At 70.1% G+C, this 14,309-nt stretch carries 12 protein-coding genes; 7 read left to right on the top strand and 5 right to left on the bottom strand.

From position 1 onward, the window contains the following. Window positions 1-24: 24 nt before the first annotated feature. Window positions 25-1,005 carry an ABC transporter permease gene (locus tag ACCO44_RS17805; protein WP_372469427.1) on the top strand — a complete coding sequence of 327 codons (981 nt, stop codon included), beginning with the start codon at window positions 25-27 and terminating at the stop codon, window positions 1,003-1,005. Window positions 1,006-1,087: 82 nt separating this feature from the next. Here the strand turns inward: ACCO44_RS17805 and ACCO44_RS17800 are convergent, their stop codons facing one another. From ACCO44_RS17800 to ACCO44_RS17785, 4 genes are all read right to left on the bottom strand, one after another. Continuing rightward, window positions 1,088-2,956 (bottom strand): glycoside hydrolase family 127 protein, encoded by a 1,869-nt coding sequence (locus ACCO44_RS17800; RefSeq protein WP_372467634.1) that lies wholly within the window; start codon window positions 2,954-2,956, stop codon window positions 1,088-1,090. Further along, a complete protein-coding gene (locus ACCO44_RS17795; RefSeq protein WP_091032072.1) occupies window positions 2,953-3,843 on the bottom strand; it encodes a carbohydrate ABC transporter permease in 891 nt (296 codons plus the stop codon). Before ACCO44_RS17795 ends, ACCO44_RS17800 begins: the two co-directional genes overlap by 4 nt. 5 nt (window positions 3,844-3,848) lie before the next feature. Beyond that, window positions 3,849-4,754, bottom strand: coding sequence for a carbohydrate ABC transporter permease (locus ACCO44_RS17790; RefSeq protein ID WP_029264422.1), 906 nt, complete (start codon window positions 4,752-4,754; stop codon window positions 3,849-3,851). Window positions 4,755-4,834: 80 nt separating this feature from the next. Next, window positions 4,835-6,133 carry a sugar ABC transporter substrate-binding protein gene (locus tag ACCO44_RS17785; RefSeq protein WP_372467633.1) on the bottom strand — a complete coding sequence of 433 codons (1,299 nt, stop codon included), beginning with the start codon at window positions 6,131-6,133 and terminating at the stop codon, window positions 4,835-4,837. A 172-nt stretch (window positions 6,134-6,305) separates the two neighbouring features. On the opposite strand from ACCO44_RS17785, the gene ACCO44_RS17780 reads away from it, so the two are divergent. After that, window positions 6,306-7,334, top strand: coding sequence for a LacI family DNA-binding transcriptional regulator (locus tag ACCO44_RS17780; RefSeq protein ID WP_372467632.1), 1,029 nt, complete (start codon window positions 6,306-6,308; stop codon window positions 7,332-7,334). 48 nt (window positions 7,335-7,382) lie between these two features. Here the strand turns inward: ACCO44_RS17780 and ACCO44_RS17775 are convergent, their stop codons facing one another. Next, window positions 7,383-8,228 (bottom strand): NAD-dependent epimerase/dehydratase family protein, encoded by an 846-nt coding sequence (locus ACCO44_RS17775; protein WP_372467631.1) that lies wholly within the window; start codon window positions 8,226-8,228, stop codon window positions 7,383-7,385. A gap of 57 nt (window positions 8,229-8,285) precedes the next feature. On the opposite strand from ACCO44_RS17775, the gene ACCO44_RS17770 reads away from it, so the two are divergent. The 5 genes from ACCO44_RS17770 (at window position 8,286) to ACCO44_RS17750 (ending at window position 14,277) form a co-directional block, all read left to right on the top strand. Next, on the top strand, window positions 8,286-9,296 hold the full coding sequence (locus tag ACCO44_RS17770) for a LacI family DNA-binding transcriptional regulator (protein WP_372467629.1): 1,011 nt from the start codon (window positions 8,286-8,288) through the stop codon (window positions 9,294-9,296). Window positions 9,297-9,527: 231 nt separating this feature from the next. Further along, on the top strand, window positions 9,528-10,247 hold the full coding sequence (locus tag ACCO44_RS17765; protein ID WP_372467628.1) for an L-ribulose-5-phosphate 4-epimerase: 720 nt from the start codon (window positions 9,528-9,530) through the stop codon (window positions 10,245-10,247). Next, window positions 10,244-11,827 carry a xylulokinase gene (locus ACCO44_RS17760; protein WP_372467626.1) on the top strand — a complete coding sequence of 528 codons (1,584 nt, stop codon included), beginning with the start codon at window positions 10,244-10,246 and terminating at the stop codon, window positions 11,825-11,827. The genes ACCO44_RS17765 and ACCO44_RS17760 overlap by 4 nt, the downstream gene beginning before the upstream one ends. A gap of 9 nt (window positions 11,828-11,836) precedes the next feature. After that, window positions 11,837-13,360 carry an L-arabinose isomerase gene (gene araA, locus ACCO44_RS17755; protein WP_372467625.1) on the top strand — a complete coding sequence of 508 codons (1,524 nt, stop codon included), beginning with the start codon at window positions 11,837-11,839 and terminating at the stop codon, window positions 13,358-13,360. Window positions 13,361-13,365: 5 nt separating this feature from the next. Continuing rightward, window positions 13,366-14,277: an aldose 1-epimerase family protein gene (locus ACCO44_RS17750; protein ID WP_372469426.1), complete on the top strand. Its 912-nt coding sequence runs from the start codon at window positions 13,366-13,368 to the stop codon at window positions 14,275-14,277. Window positions 14,278-14,309 lie beyond the last annotated feature (32 nt).

Genomic DNA, 14,309 nt, shown 5'->3' with positions numbered 1-14,309 from the left:
GAGACCGAGACGCTCCTCGACCGGATGCGACGCGTGGTCACGGCGAACCCGTCGGTGCTGCCGACCATCGCCTCGGTGGTCATCTTCGTCGGCATGGTCGTGTTCGGCGAGATCGCCTACGGCCGCATCGTGCAGGCCAACACGCTGTCGAACCTGCTCATCAACAACGCTCACCTGATCGTGCTGGCGGTCGCGCTGACCTTCGTCATCCTCACCGGTGGCATCGACCTGTCGGTCGGGTCGATCATCGCGCTGTCCTCGGTGGCCGGGGTGATGCTCTCGAACGCGGGCTGGAACGCGCTCGCCGTGATCGTCGCCATGATCGGGATCGGCGCGGCATTCGGCGTGGTGTCCGGCGTCCTCATCCGATACTTCAACGTGCAGCCGTTCATCGCGACGCTGGCCATGATGTTCCTCGGGCGCGGGCTCGCCTCGCTGCTGAGCACCAAGCCGGAGCGCCTCGGCGAGGACTCTCCGATCCGGTGGATCGGCGTGCAGCTCAAGATCGTCGACGGACCCAAGGTGAACGACCTCGTCATCACGCCGGCCGTGGTGATCGCGGTGATCGTCGTCGCAGTGGCCTTCTTCGTCCTGCACCGCACGCGGACCGGACGGACGGTCTACGCGATCGGCGGCTCAGAGAGCTCCGCGCTGCTGATGGGTCTCCCCGTGCACCGCACCAAGGTGCTCGTCTACGTGATCAGCGGTTCGCTCGCCGGACTCGCCGCCGTGCTCTACACCGCACGACTCGGCACGGCGCAGAACATCACCGGCATCGGGTGGGAGCTCGACGCGATCGCTGCGGCCGTGATCGGCGGCACGGTGCTCACCGGCGCCTACGGCTACGTGCTGGGCTCGGTCATCGGTGCGCTGGTTCTCGGCCTGATGAACGTGCTGATCACCCGTGATGGCGGCATCCCTCCGGAGATGACCACCATCATCACCGGCGGCATCCTGCTCGTGTTCGTGCTGCTGCAGCGGGCGGTCACCCGGAAACGGGAGTAGCCCCGAGCTCCTTTCGAGTCGCGCAAATGGTCCCTTCCCCGTCGGAAAAGGGACCAGTTGCGCGATTCGAAACGGGGGTGACTCAGGCCGTCGGGATCCAGACCCGCATCGTGGACGGACCGCGCTGCGCCCAGTCGTGATACGGGACGAGCAGGGCCTCCGCGACCTCGCCGGAGGCGCGGTTCCGCAACGGCATCCGCACCTGACCTCCGGACTCGACGGGCTCGCCGGCGACCACCGCGTCGACCACATCGGCGCCGAAGTCGAGAGACTCCAGAGCCAGCACCTCGGGGCCGCGCTCGACCACGACCGAGCCGCGCACGGCGTCGACGCGAGGATCGGGGCTCGTCACGCGGGCCGCCAGCGGCAGCGTCAGTTCGACGACATCACCGGTGCGGAAGGCACGGCGCACCTCGACCACGCCGGGTGCAGCCGGATGCTGCGCGCTCTCGCCGTCGGCGTCGACCCGCACCGTCGCGCCCGCTGCCCATGCCGGCACGCGCAGGGTGAGCGTGAACTCGGCGTCGTCCGCGATCGTCACGCGGATGCCGCCGTCGGCCGGGTACCCGGTCTCGATGTCGAGTGCGATCACGCGTCCGTCGGGCAGCGTGGTGCGCACGGATGCCGGCGCGTACTGATGCAGCTGCACGCCCTCGTCGTCGGCCGTCGCGACATAGGCCGCGAGGCTCGCGAAGGTGCGCGCCACGTTGGGCGGGCAGCAGGAGACCTCGAACCACGGCGCGCGCAACGACGAGGAGGCGCGCTTCGACGTTCCCTCCGGGTCGGCCGGTGCCCCCGGAACCCGCTGGTGCAGGGTGTTCGCGTAGTAGAACGCCCGACCGTCCGGCGCGGGAGACGTCGCGACGACGTTGAAGAGGGTCCGCTCGATGAGGTCGGCGTGCCGGGTGTCGCCGGTCGCGAGCAGCAACCGCCACGAGAACATGATCGACCCGACTCCGGCGCAGGTCTCGGAGTAGGCGCGATCCGAAGGCAGCTCCCAGTCGGCGCCGAACGCCTCGTCCTGGTGGTGCGACCCCTGGCCGCCGGTCACGTAGGTGCGGCGGTCGACCGTGCGGTCCCACTGCCCGCGCAACGCGTCGAGCAGTCTGTCGTCGGAGAGCTCGATCGCGACGTCGGTGGCGCCGGAGGCCAGGTAGTTCGCGCGCACGGCGTGCCCGCGCAGCGCCTCGGCCGCGCGCACCGGCACGTCGTCCTGGAAGTACTCCTGGCCCCATTCGATCTCGGCGAGCGAACCGCGGCCGTGCCGTTCGACGAACAGGGCCGCTTGGTCGATGAAGCGCTGTTCCCCGAGCGCCCGTCCCAGCTCGGCGAGTCCGACCTCGACCTCGGCGTGACCGCAGATCGCGTCGCGGCCGTCGGTGCCGAACTCGCCGCAGACGAGCTCGGCCGCGCGTCGGGCGACCGCGACGAGTCCGTCGTCGGCATCCGGCCGGGTGCGGTGCCGAGCGACCGCCGCCTGGAAGAGGTGTCCGAGGCAGTACAGCTCGTGGCCCCACTCCAGATCCGACCAACGCTCGCCCTGCCCCGGGCGCCCGAACTGCGTGTTCAGATAGCCGTCGGTCTCCTGCGCGGCACCCACCCGCGAGACCACGGCGCGGAAACGCTGCTCGAGCGGGGCATCGGTCGCGGCATCCGTCCGTCCGATCTCCCAGGCGAGGGCCTCGAGGTACTTGTAGATCTCGGAATCCGCGAACTCCCGCCCGCGGCGCCCCTCGGGCAGTGTGCCCGCGGCGGCGAGATCGAAGTTGGGCAGCCAGCCCTCCGACTCCAGGCGCGATTCGATGTGGTCGAGGGTCGCCGTGCCGTTGACGGCCTGGCGTTCGCCCCAGAATCCGCCCGTGATGCGCACGTCGTCGAGGCCGAGGGGGCGCAGGCGCCCGCGCGTGGGAACCACCGGAGCAGCCGGTGCAGTGGTGTCGAACATCGTCATCCCTTGAAGGCGCCGGACATGAAGCCGCGCACGTAGTGTCGTTGGAGGATCAGGAACAGCACGATGCAGGGGAGCGCCAGCACGACGACTCCCGCCTCGGTGGCGCCGTAGTCGACGACACCCTGCACCTGCCCGCGGAGGTTCGCGACCGCGAGCGGCAGTGTCATGCGGTTCGAGTCGTTGATGAGGATCAGCGGCGCCATGAAGTCGTTCCATGCCGTGAGGAACGCGAACAGCCCGACGGTGACGAGTCCGGGCTTGACCGCCGGGAGCAGCACCCGCCACAGGGCGCCCCAGCTGGAGCATCCGTCGACCATCGCCGCCTCGTCCATCTCGCGCGGGATCGATTCGAAAGAGATGCGCATCATGAACATCGAGAACGGCAGCTGGAACATGGTGATCACGAGTGCGACGCCCACCAGCGAGTTCTGCAGGCCGACCGCGTTGAGGATCACGTACAGCGGGATGAGCAGGGTCGCGTACGGCACCATCAGGATCGCGAGGGTCAGCAGGAACAGCGCGTTCTTACCCGGGAACGAGAACCGGGCGAAGGCGTAGCCGCCGAGCAGCGAGATGAACAGGGTCAGGGCGACCGTGAGCACGGAGACGAACAGCGAGTTGCCGAGGTAGACCCAGATGCCCGCCTGGTACTCGCCGAGGGCGGCATAGTTGCCGAACCCCCAGCCGTCGGTCTGGCTCGTGCCCGCCATCGGGCTGACAGACGAGACGCCGGTCCAGATGAGCGGGTAGAGGAAGATCACCGCGAGGGCGGTCGTGAACACCCAGTACGGGATGCCGAAGACGATGCGGGCCGCTGTGGAGCGGTATCGGGGTGCTGTCGGCTGATGGTCCGGCGCGACGATGGTGCGGGTCAGTGTCTGAGACATGCGGGTCAGCTCTCATCCGGACGCCGGAAGGCGCGCAACTGGAAGACGTTGATGACGATGAGCGCGAGGAGCACGATCACCGAGAGGGCGCCGGCGATGCCGAGGCTGTTCTGCCCCTGGAAGGCCACGTTGTAGATCAGCTGCACGACGGTCATCGTGCTGTTGTCGGGGCCGCCCTTGGTGAGGATGTAGAACTGCTCGAACGCGAGGAGCGACCCGGTCACGCACATCACGGTCGTGAGCGCGAACGTCGGCTTCAGCAGGGGCACCGTGATGTAGCGGAAGGTCTGCCAGCGGCTCGAGCCGTCGATGCGCGCGGCCTCGTAGATGTCGTCGGGGATGCCCTGCAGACCCACGAGCATCAGCAGCATGTAGAAGCCGGCGAAGCGCCACACGATGAGGAAGATCGTCGACCACAGTGCGCCATCGGGGGTGCCGAGGAACGTGATGCCCCACGACTTCATGAGTCCGGCGAAGGGCCCGGCGATGGGGGAGTACAGCACGTAGAAGAGCAGCGAGGCGGATGCCAGGCCCAGGGCGCTCGGAATCAGGAACGCCGTGCGCAGGAGGCCCTTCCAGCGGGTCGACTCCTGCACGAGCAGCGCGAGCCCGAGACCCAGGCCGATCAGGAGCACGGTGGTGATGACTGTGTACAGCAGGGTGAAGCGGATGCTGTCCCAGAAGAGACGGTGATTGACGGCATCCACGTAGTTCTCGGGGAAGTTCAACCCCTGGTTCCCGCTGAGCAGCGGCCAGTCGGATGCCGACATCTGCAGCACGAGGATCAGCGGGACCACGAACAGCAGCGCCACGAAGATCGCGGTGGGGGCGGCGTACAGCCACCCCTGCACGGGGCCGCCGAATCCGGTGCGCGCGCGTCGGCGGCGCAGCGGGGGTGCGGTCGAGGTCATCGGGTTCTCTTTCGTCGGAGGCTGTCGCTTTGTCGAGGGGAGCGGCGGGCGGCGCGTCATGGCACCGCCCGCCGGGAGGATCACTGCCCGAGGATGGCGGTGATCTCGTCGTTGTCGGCGTCGACGGAGTCCTCGCCGTTCAGCACCCGGTTGCGCACGAGCGTGAGCCACGGGCTGCCCGGCGCGTTGAACGCCTGCTGGAAGTTCAGAGCCACGGGTGTGCTGCCCTGCGCCGCGACCTCGTTGATCGTGACCAGGCGGGGGTCGGCCGCCGCGTACTCGTTGTCGGCGAGGTCGCCGCGTGAGACCGCGTTGCCGTCCTTGGCGAGCACCTCGACCTGTGCCTCCTCGGACATCATCCAGTCGAGGAAGTTCCAGGCCTGCGCGGACTGCTTCGAGTCCTTCGAGATGCCGATGCCGTCGCCGCCGACGAACGTCGAGACGCCGCCGTCGACACCCGGGATGCCGGCCACGCCCGCGTCGAACTCCAGCGAGGGGAGGAGCGTCGCCGGGAACGGCATCACGCCGACCTTGCCCTCGCTGAAGGCCGCGGTCCACGTCGGGCCGGTCTCGTCGGTGGAGCTCGGAAGCACCGCGCCCGCCTCTTCCAGCTCGGCCCAGGTGTCGTACACAGCCTGAGCCGCGTCGCCGTTCAGCAGCGATTCGGTGCCGTCGTCGCTCATGACCTCTTCGCCCGAGGCCCAGACCGAGGGGAACCAGGTGAAGACCAGGCAGCCGCCGCAGTTCAGACCCGTGGCGGTGCCGTAGGTGTCGGGCTTGTTCAGAGCCTGCACCGCCTGCGCGGCCTCGGAGAACTCTTCGAGCGTCGCCGGCGCCTTCTCGGGGTCGAGGCCGGCCTCGGCGAACAGCTCCTTGTTCCAGAACAGCATCGAGAGGTCGAGCGCGAACGGCAGCACGTACTCCTTGTCGTCGACGGTGCCGGCGTCGAGATGGCCCTGATTGATCTCGTCCTTGAAGTCGAGGCCGTCGATCTGCTCGGACAGGTCGGCGAAGAGCCCCTGCTGCGCCCAGTTGGGCACGTAGACGATGTCGGCGGCGAAGAGGTCGGGCAGCCCTCCGGATCCGGCGGCCGCGCCGACCTTGGCGACGTAGTCGTCGTTCGGGACGACCGTGAGCTCGACCTGGTTCTCGTGCGAGTCGTTGTAGGCATCGACGAGCAGCTTGGCCTGGCGCTCGATGGGAGCGCGGGTCCAGAGCGTCAGCGTCGAACCGTCGTCGACGCCTTCCGCGGGGATCTCCTCGCTCGGGCCGGCGGTGTCGTCGCCGGCTGCGCAGCCCGCGAGCGGGACGGCGAGCAGGCCGGTGACGGCGAGGATGGTGGCCGTGCGGCGGAACGCACGGCGTCGGGTGGTGTGCATGGGATTGCCTCCAGGACTCTTCGGTGAGTGGATGCGGTCGGCGAGCGACGGCAGTGTCGAGCTGAGGTGCAATTTCGAAAACTCCGAAACCGCTTTCGAAAGGTATATCGTGAATGAAGCGCGGCGGTCAAGCATCGCTCCGATAACCTTTCAGAAACGTTCAGGGGGCGAGATGGTCAGCAGCGGCGACATGGCGGGCAAGGCGGCGACGCTCAGCGACGTGGCACGGCATGCCGGTGTCTCGATCGCCACGGCGTCGAAAGCGCTCAACGACCGCGGTGATGTCGCAGCGGCCACCAAGGCCCGCGTCGTGGCCGCCGCCGCAGAGCTCGCGTTCACCCCGAATGCGATGGCCCGAGGACTGCTCGCCGGACGCACCGGCACGGTGGGACTGCTCACCAGCGACCTAGAAGGCCGCTTCATGATCCCGATCCTCATGGGGGCGGAAGACGCCTTCGGTGCGGGGCGCATCAACGTGTTCCTCTGCGACGCCCGCGGCGACGCGTTCCGCGAGCAGCATCACCTGAAAGAGCTGTTGAGCCGACGCGTCGACGGCATCATCGTCGTCGGACGGCAGACCGACCCGCGTCCCTCGCTCGGGCAGGACATCCCGGTTCCGGTCGTGTACGCGTACGCGCCGTCCGACGATCCGCGTGACCTGTCCCTCACTCCCGACAACTATGCGGGAGGGCGCCTCGCGATCGAGCATCTGCTCTCGTGCGGGCGCCGACGCATCGCGCACATCTCAGGTGAGCCCTCCTACGCCGCGGCGCAGGATCGTCTCGCCGGTGCCCGGTCGGCGCTCGCCGAAGCCGGACTTGAGTTCGTCGGCGATCCGATGCTCTCGGAATGGACCGAGCACTGGGGTCGGGATGCCGGAGCGCTGCTGCTGCAGCGGCACCCGGACATCGATGCGGTGTTCTGCGGGTCCGACCAGATCGCGCGCGGTGTACTCGACTCGGCGCGGGATCTCGGGCGCTCGGTGCCCGACGACCTCGCCGTCATCGGCTACGACAACTGGGAGGTGCTGGCGACCAACGCCCGCCCGGAGCTGACCAGCATCGACGCGAACCTGCAGCAGCTCGGGCGTCAGGCGGCGCAGCGCGTGTTCGACGCGATCGACGGCGTCGACATCGGTGAGGGCTCGCACCATCTGCCCGTGCGCCTGGTGATCCGCGGGTCGACCATCGCCCGGCGCTGACCCGTTCGAGATCCTTCGGCAGGCTCGGCGTCTCCGACGCTGCCGGCGTCACACGTGGTCGCGCCAGGAGTGCTGCGGGTCGTAGCCGAGCACGCGGCGCGCCCGGTCGATCGACAGCAGCGTCTCGTTCGGGCCGAACTCGCGGCGCTTCGGCACGTCGGGGAACACTTCGGCGAGCAGTTCGTCGTTGGGCCGCGACATCACGGTGTCGGCCGCGGCGATGATGAACCTGTCGAATCCCGGGGCCGCGACCTCCAGCGCCCGCTGCACCGCCTGGGCGCCGTCGCGGGCGTCGATGTAGCCCCACAGGTTCCACTTGCGCCCGAGGGCGTCGGCGTCGAACGAGGGGAACTCGGCGTAGTCCTCGGGGACCATCACGTTCGAGAACCGCAGGGCCGTGATCGACAGATCGGGGTTCCAGCGCACGAGCTCGGTCGCGAGCTGCTCCTCGAGCGTCTTCACGAGCGAGTACACGGATTCGGGGCGCGCGGGATAGTCCTCGTCGACCGGCACGTAGGGCGGCGGCACGTCGAACGGCAGCCCGAGCACCGTCTCGCTCGACGCGTACACGATGCGTCGGATGCCGAGGCGCACGGCCGCCCAGAACACGTTGAACGTGGCCGGCATGTTGTTGTGGAAGGTCGCGACGTCGGTGCGGATGCCGGGGGCCGGGATCGCCCCGAGGTGCACCACCGCGTCGATGCCGTCGTGCCTGTCGCCGACCGCCGTGAACGCGTCGACGACCTGGCCGTAGTCGGTCAGGTCGACCTGCACGAAGTCGGGGCCGCGGGTGCCGGTGAGGTCCATGCCGATGACGTCGTAGCCGTTCGCGCGGAGTTCGCGGGCGACGACGCGGCCGAGCTTGCCGGAGGAGCCGGTGAGAGCGATGCGCATGTCACCAGAGTGCCACGGCGGCGGGCCAAGTGGACCGGGCGTCGTACACTCGTCGGCGTGAGTGACACGAGCAGCGGCCGCAGCCGATCCGTCGGCGTCCGCGACGTCGCCGCCCGCGCAGGCGTGTCCCGGCAGACCGTGTCGCGGGTGCTGAACGACCACCCCGACGTCGCCACCGACACCAAGGAGCGCGTGGTCGCCGCGATGGCGGAGCTCGGCTACCGCATGAACAACGCCGCCCGTGCACTCGGCACCCGGCGCTCGCGGACCCTGGGGGCTCTGGCCTCGGATGCGCTGCAGTACGGGCCCTCGCGCAGCCTCGCCGCGCTGGAGGCTTCGGCCCGCGAAGCCGGGTACTGGGTGAGCGCGGCCTTCGCGGATGCGGCGGATGTCGGAGCCGTCGTCGCGGCGGTCGACCACCTCGTCGTGCAGGGGGTGGAGGGGATCGTCGTCGTCGCCCCCCACGCCCAGACGCTGGAGGCGCTCGCCGCGCTGCGCATCGACGTGCCGGTCGTGACACTGCACTCCGCCGGCCTCGGTACGACGGGACTCTCGGTGGATCAGGCGGCGGGTGCACGGTTGGCGGTCGCCGCGCTCGCCGATGCCGGACACACCCGCATCGCGCATCTCGCGGGACCTGCGGACTGGCTCGAGGCGGAGTCGCGCGCCGAGGGTTTCGCCGCGGAACTCGCCGCTCGCGGGTTGACGCCGGGGCCGGTGATCGCGGGGGACTGGTCGGCCGGATCGGGGTACGCGGCGGTCGAGGCGGTTCGCGACTCTGGGGTCACGGCGGTGTTCGCGGCGAACGATCAGATGGCGCTCGGGCTGCTGAGCGCCCTGCACGAGGCGGGGCTCACGGTTCCGGGCGACGTCAGCGTGGTCGGGTTCGACGATGCGCCGGATGCCGCGTACTACTGGCCGCCGCTCACCACCGTGCGGCAGGACTTCGAGGAGCTCGCGCGTCGGGCCGTCGCCGCCGCGATCGACGGAACCGCTGCCGCCGCATCCGCTCTCGCCCCCGTGGCGCCGGTGCTGGTCTCCCGCGCCTCCGTCGCCCCGCCCCGCTGACCCCCGCCCCGCCCGCTCCCCGCCCGCACCCCGCCCGTTCCCCGTCGCCGAGTGCACGGCCTGTTGTCGAGTGCACGGCTTGCTGGCGTGAACTTCCGGTGCGCTCGGCAGCTTCCCGTGCACCCGGCGAGAGGAGGGGCGGGGCAGGGGGCGAGCCTTGACGGGCCGCGACCTCCCGTGACAGACTTCCGTGACCGGTCACAGTGGCCGGATGCGAACCCTGAGGCAGCTGTGAGCGACGACGCCCCCACCTTCGAACCCGACATCGAGCACGCGATCGCGACCGTCCGCGCGGATGTGGCGCGTCTGCACGGCGAACTGGTCCGCTACGGACTGGTCGTCTGGACCGGCGGCAACATCTCGGGCCGCGTGCCCGGCGCCGACCTCTTCGTGATCAAGCCCAGCGGTGTGAGCTACGACGACCTCACCGCCTCGAACATGATCCTGTGCGACCTCGACGGCAACGTGATCCCCGGCACGCCCGGCAGTGACCGTTCCCCGTCGAGCGACACCGCGGCGCACGCCTACGTCTACCGGCACATGCCGACCGTCGGCGGGGTCGTGCACACACACTCGACGTACGCCGTCGCCTGGGCGGCGCGGGGCGAGGAGATCCCCTGCGTCATCACCGCGATGGCCGACGAGTTCGGCGGGCCCGTCCCGATCGGCCCGTTCGCGATCATCGGCGACGACTCGATCGGACGCGGCATCGTCGAGACGCTCCGCGGTCACCGCTCCCGGGCGGTGCTCATGCAGAACCACGGTCCGTTCACGATCGGGGCGGATGCGGAGGATGCCGTGAAGGCCGCGGTCATGGTCGAGGACGTCGCCCGCACGGTGCATCTCGCCCGCGAGGCCGGACCGCTCATCCCGATTCCGCAGGCCGCGATCGACAGCCTGTTCGACCGCTATCAGAACGTCTACGGCCAGACCGAGGACACCCGTCGATGAGTGCGCGCGACGACATCCGCGAGGGGCGTACGAGCCTCGGCATCGAGCTGGGCTCGACCCGCATCAAGGCCTGCCTGATCGGCTCCGACGCGACCGAGGTCCTCGCCACGGGCTCGTTCCCGTGGGAGAACCGCCTCGAAGACGGCCGCTGGACCTATGCGATCGACGAGGTGTGGCGCGGCCTCCAGGCGGCGTATGCGGTTCTGGTCGACGATGCGCAGGAGCGCCACGGCATCCGTCCCGACACGTTCGGCGCCATCGGGGTCTCGGCCATGATGCACGGCTACCTGGCGTTCGACGCGTCCGGCGAGCTGCTCGTGCCGTTCCGCACCTGGCGCAACACCAGCACGGGCGCGGCCTCCGCCGAGCTGGGGGAGCTGTTCGGCGTGAACATCCCGCTGCGCTGGTCGATCGCGCACCTGCACCAGGCCGTGCTCGACGCCGAGCCGCATCTCGCCCGGGTCGCGAGCGTTAACACCCTCGCCGGCTATGTGCACCACCGCCTCACCGGCGAGCGGGTGCTCGGGGTCGGCGACGCCTCGGGCATGTTCCCGATCGATGCCGCGACCGGTGACTACGACGCGCGGATGCTGCACGCCTACGACACGCTCGCCGGCGAGCGTCTGCCCGCACCGGCGGCTCAGCTCCTGCCGAGCGTGCTCCCCGCCGGGGCCGCAGCCGGCATGCTCACCGCAGACGGTGCCGCCCTCCTCGACGCGAGCGGCGCGCTGCGCCCCGGCATCCCGCTGTGTCCGCCCGAGGGTGATGCGGGAACGGGCATGGTCGCGACGAACTCCGTCGCCCCGCGCACCGGCAACGTGAGCGCGGGCACGAGCATCTTCGCGATGGTCGTGCTGGAGCATCCGCTGGCCGAGGTGCACCATGAGCTCGACCTCGTGACCACGCCGGCGGGCGACGCCGTGGCCATGGTGCACTGCAACAACGGCGCCAGCGAGCTCGCGGCCTGGGCGGGGCTGTTCACGCGCTTCGCCGCCGCGGCCGGTCAGCCGATCGACGACGATGCCGCGTTCGACGTCCTGTTCCGCGAGGCGCTCGAGGGCGAAGCGGATGCCGGTGGCCTCCTCGCCTACAACCACCTCGCCGGCGAGCCGATCGCCGGCCTGATCGAGGGGCGTCCGCTGTTCGTGCGCACCCCCGACAGCGCGCTCACGCTCGCGAACTTCATGCGCTCCCAGGTCTACGGCGTGTTCGGCACGCTCGCGCTCGGCATGCAGGTGCTCGCGGCGGAGGGTGTGCAGCTCGACCGGATGTTCGCGCACGGAGGCATGTTCCGCACGGCCGGGGTCGCCCAGCGCTTCCTCGCCGGTGCGCTCGATGCTCCGGTCGCCGTCGGCGAGCTCGCCGCCGAGGGTGGCGCGTGGGGCATCGCCGTGCTCGCCTCGTACCTCGCTCATGCCGACGACCTCGCGCTGGCGGACTACCTCGACCAGCGGGTGTTCGCCACGGCATCCCTCAGCACCGCCGACCCCGACCCGGCCGATGTCGCCGGGTTCTCCGCCTATCTCGACCGCTACCGAGCGGGCCTGGCCATCGAGGCCGCCGCCGTCGAATCCCTGTAAGGACCGTTCATGACCCGCACCCCGCTCACCACCTCCCTCGACGGCTACGAGGTCTGGTTCCTCACCGGTAGCCAGCACCTCTACGGCCCTGAGACGCTCGCGCAGGTCGCGGCGCAGTCGCAGGAGATCGCGCGGCTGCTCGACGAGTCGCCCGAGGCTCCGGTCCGGATCGTCTGGAAGCCGGTGCTGACGGACGCCGCAGCCATCAAGCGCACCGCGCTCGAGGCCAACGCCGACGAACGCGTGATCGGCCTCGTCGCGTGGATGCATACCTTCAGTCCGGCGAAGATGTGGATCGCCGGACTCGACGCGCTGCAGAAGCCGCTCGCGCATCTGCACACGCAGGCCAACGTCGAGCTGCCCTGGGCCGACATCGACTTCGACTTCATGAACCTGAACCAGGCGGCGCACGGCGACCGCGAGTTCGGGTACATCCAGACGCGCCTGGGTGTGCCGCGCAAGACGATCGTCGGGCATGCGTCCGACCCGCGACTGCGCAGCGAGCTCGGTACCTGGCAGCGCGCGGCGGCGGGGCTCGCGGCCTCGCGCGACCTGAAGCTCGCGCGCTTCGGCGACAACATGCGCTTCGTCGCGGTGACCGAGGGTGACAAGACCGAGGCCGAGCTGCGGTTCGGTGTGCAGGTGAACACGTGGGGCGTGAACGAGCTGGCAGAGGCCGTGGCCGCGGCATCCGCCTCCGACATCAACGCGCTCGTCGCCGAGTACGAAGAGCTGTACGAGGTCGTTCCCGAGCTGCGGCGCGGTGGCGAGCGGCACGAGTCGCTGCGCGACGGTGCGGCGATCGAGATCGGGCTGCGGTCGTTCCTCGAGGAGGGCGGCTTCGGTGCGTTCACCACGTCGTTCGAAGACCTCGGTGCGCTGAAGCAGCTGCCGGGCCTCGCGGTGCAACGGCTGATGGCCGAGGGCTACGGCTTCGGTGCCGAGGGTGACTGGAAGACCGCCGTGCTCGTGCGCATCGCGAACGTGATGGGTGCGGGTCTGCCCGGCGGCGCGAGCCTGATGGAGGACTACACCTACGACATGACCCCGGGCGATGAGCTGATCCTCGGTGCGCACATGCTCGAGGTCTCCCCGTCGCTGACCTCCGCGAAGCCCACGCTCGAGATCCACCCGCTCGGCATCGGCGGCAAGGACGACCCTGTGCGCCTGGTCTTCACGGCCGATCCCGGCCCCGCCGTCGTGGTGGCGCTCAGTGACATGCGCGACCGTTTCCGCCTCACCGCGAACGTGGTCGAGAACGTGCCTCCGCGGGCCGCGCTGCCGAAGCTCCCGGTCGGACGCGCCGTCTGGAAGCCGCAGCCCGACTTCACCACGAGCGCCGCCGCCTGGCTCACCGCCGGTGCCGCCCACCACACGGTCATGTCGACCGCGGTCGGGATCGAGGCGTTCCGCGACTTCGCCGAGATGGCCGAGGTCGAGCTGCTCGTGATCGACGACAGCACCACGCTGCCCGAGTTCCAGAAGCAGGTCCGCTGGAACCAGGCCTACTACCGGCTGGCTCAGGGCCTGTGACGACGATGCCGCGCTCCGGCCGTCAGCTGCGGATCGCCGCGCACGGGTATGAGGCCGTGATCGCCAGCATCGGTGCGACGCTGCGGACGCTCACGTTCGAGGAGCGCGACCTCGTCGTGCCGTTCGACGCGGATGCCGTGCGCCCCGGTTACCGCGGCGTCACGCTGGCCCCGTGGCCGAACCGCATCGTCGACGGACGCTACTCGTTCGGCGGAGCGGAGCAGCAGCTGGCGCTCACCGAGCCGGAACGCGCGCATGCGCTGCACGGCCTGCTCGCCTGGGTCGAGTTCGAAGACCGTCTGGTGCTCGACGACCGGGTCGTGCTGGCCGCCGTGATCCTGCCGCAGACGGGGTACCCGTTCCGCGTCGAGGTCGAGGTCGAGTACAAGCTCGACGCCGAGGGGCTGCACCAGACGGTGACCGCGCACAACGTCGGGGCGGATGCCGCGCCCTGGGGTACCGGGCCGCACCCGTACCTCGTGGCCGGCCAGGGCGGAGTCGACGACTGGACCCTGCTGCTCCCGGCATCCGAGGTGCTCACGGTCACACCCGACCGGCTGAGCCCGGTCGGGGTGGAGCCGGTGTCGCAGCATCCGGAGTGGGACTTCCGCTCGGCGCGCCCCATCGGCGACGTCTTCATCGACCACGCCTTCACCGGCCTGATCCGTGACGGCGGCCTGGCCGAGGTGCGGCTGACGGCTCCTGACGGTCACGGCGTCGGGATGGCGTGGGACGAGCGCTGCCCGTGGGTGCAGGTGCACACGGCCGACACCCCCGCCGTCGCGGAGACTCACCGCATCGGCCTCGCGGTCGAGCCGATGACGTGCCCGCCCGACGCGTTCAACTCCGGCGTCGACCTCGTGACACTGGACCCCGGGGCGACGCACGCGGCGTCGTGGCGGATCTTCGCGCTGTAGCGGTGCCATTCGCACCGCCGCCGCCGGGCGCG

Source organism: Microbacterium maritypicum (genome assembly GCF_041529975.1).
Classification (GTDB): domain Bacteria; phylum Actinomycetota; class Actinomycetes; order Actinomycetales; family Microbacteriaceae; genus Microbacterium.
This window is presented reverse-complemented; position numbering and strand designations above follow the sequence as displayed.

Excerpts from the sequence above, each read along its gene's own strand:
- ACCO44_RS17760 (WP_372467626.1), top strand. The coding sequence starts at position 10,244 with ATGAGTGCGCGCGACGACATCCGCGAGGGGCGTACGAGCCTCGGCATC.
- ACCO44_RS17780 (WP_372467632.1), top strand. The coding sequence starts at position 6,306 with ATGGTCAGCAGCGGCGACATGGCGGGCAAGGCGGCGACGCTCAGCGAC.
- araA (WP_372467625.1), top strand. The coding sequence starts at position 11,837 with ATGACCCGCACCCCGCTCACCACCTCCCTCGACGGCTACGAGGTCTGG.
- ACCO44_RS17750 (WP_372469426.1), top strand. The coding sequence starts at position 13,366 with ATGCCGCGCTCCGGCCGTCAGCTGCGGATCGCCGCGCACGGGTATGAG.
- ACCO44_RS17785 (WP_372467633.1), bottom strand. The coding sequence starts at position 6,133 with ATGCACACCACCCGACGCCGTGCGTTCCGCCGCACGGCCACCATCCTC.
- ACCO44_RS17795 (WP_091032072.1), bottom strand. The coding sequence starts at position 3,843 with ATGTCTCAGACACTGACCCGCACCATCGTCGCGCCGGACCATCAGCCG.
- ACCO44_RS17805 (WP_372469427.1), top strand. The coding sequence starts at position 25 with ATGCGACGCGTGGTCACGGCGAACCCGTCGGTGCTGCCGACCATCGCC.
- ACCO44_RS17790 (WP_029264422.1), bottom strand. The coding sequence starts at position 4,754 with ATGACCTCGACCGCACCCCCGCTGCGCCGCCGACGCGCGCGCACCGGA.
- ACCO44_RS17775 (WP_372467631.1), bottom strand. The coding sequence starts at position 8,228 with ATGCGCATCGCTCTCACCGGCTCCTCCGGCAAGCTCGGCCGCGTCGTC.
- ACCO44_RS17800 (WP_372467634.1), bottom strand. The coding sequence starts at position 2,956 with ATGACGATGTTCGACACCACTGCACCGGCTGCTCCGGTGGTTCCCACG.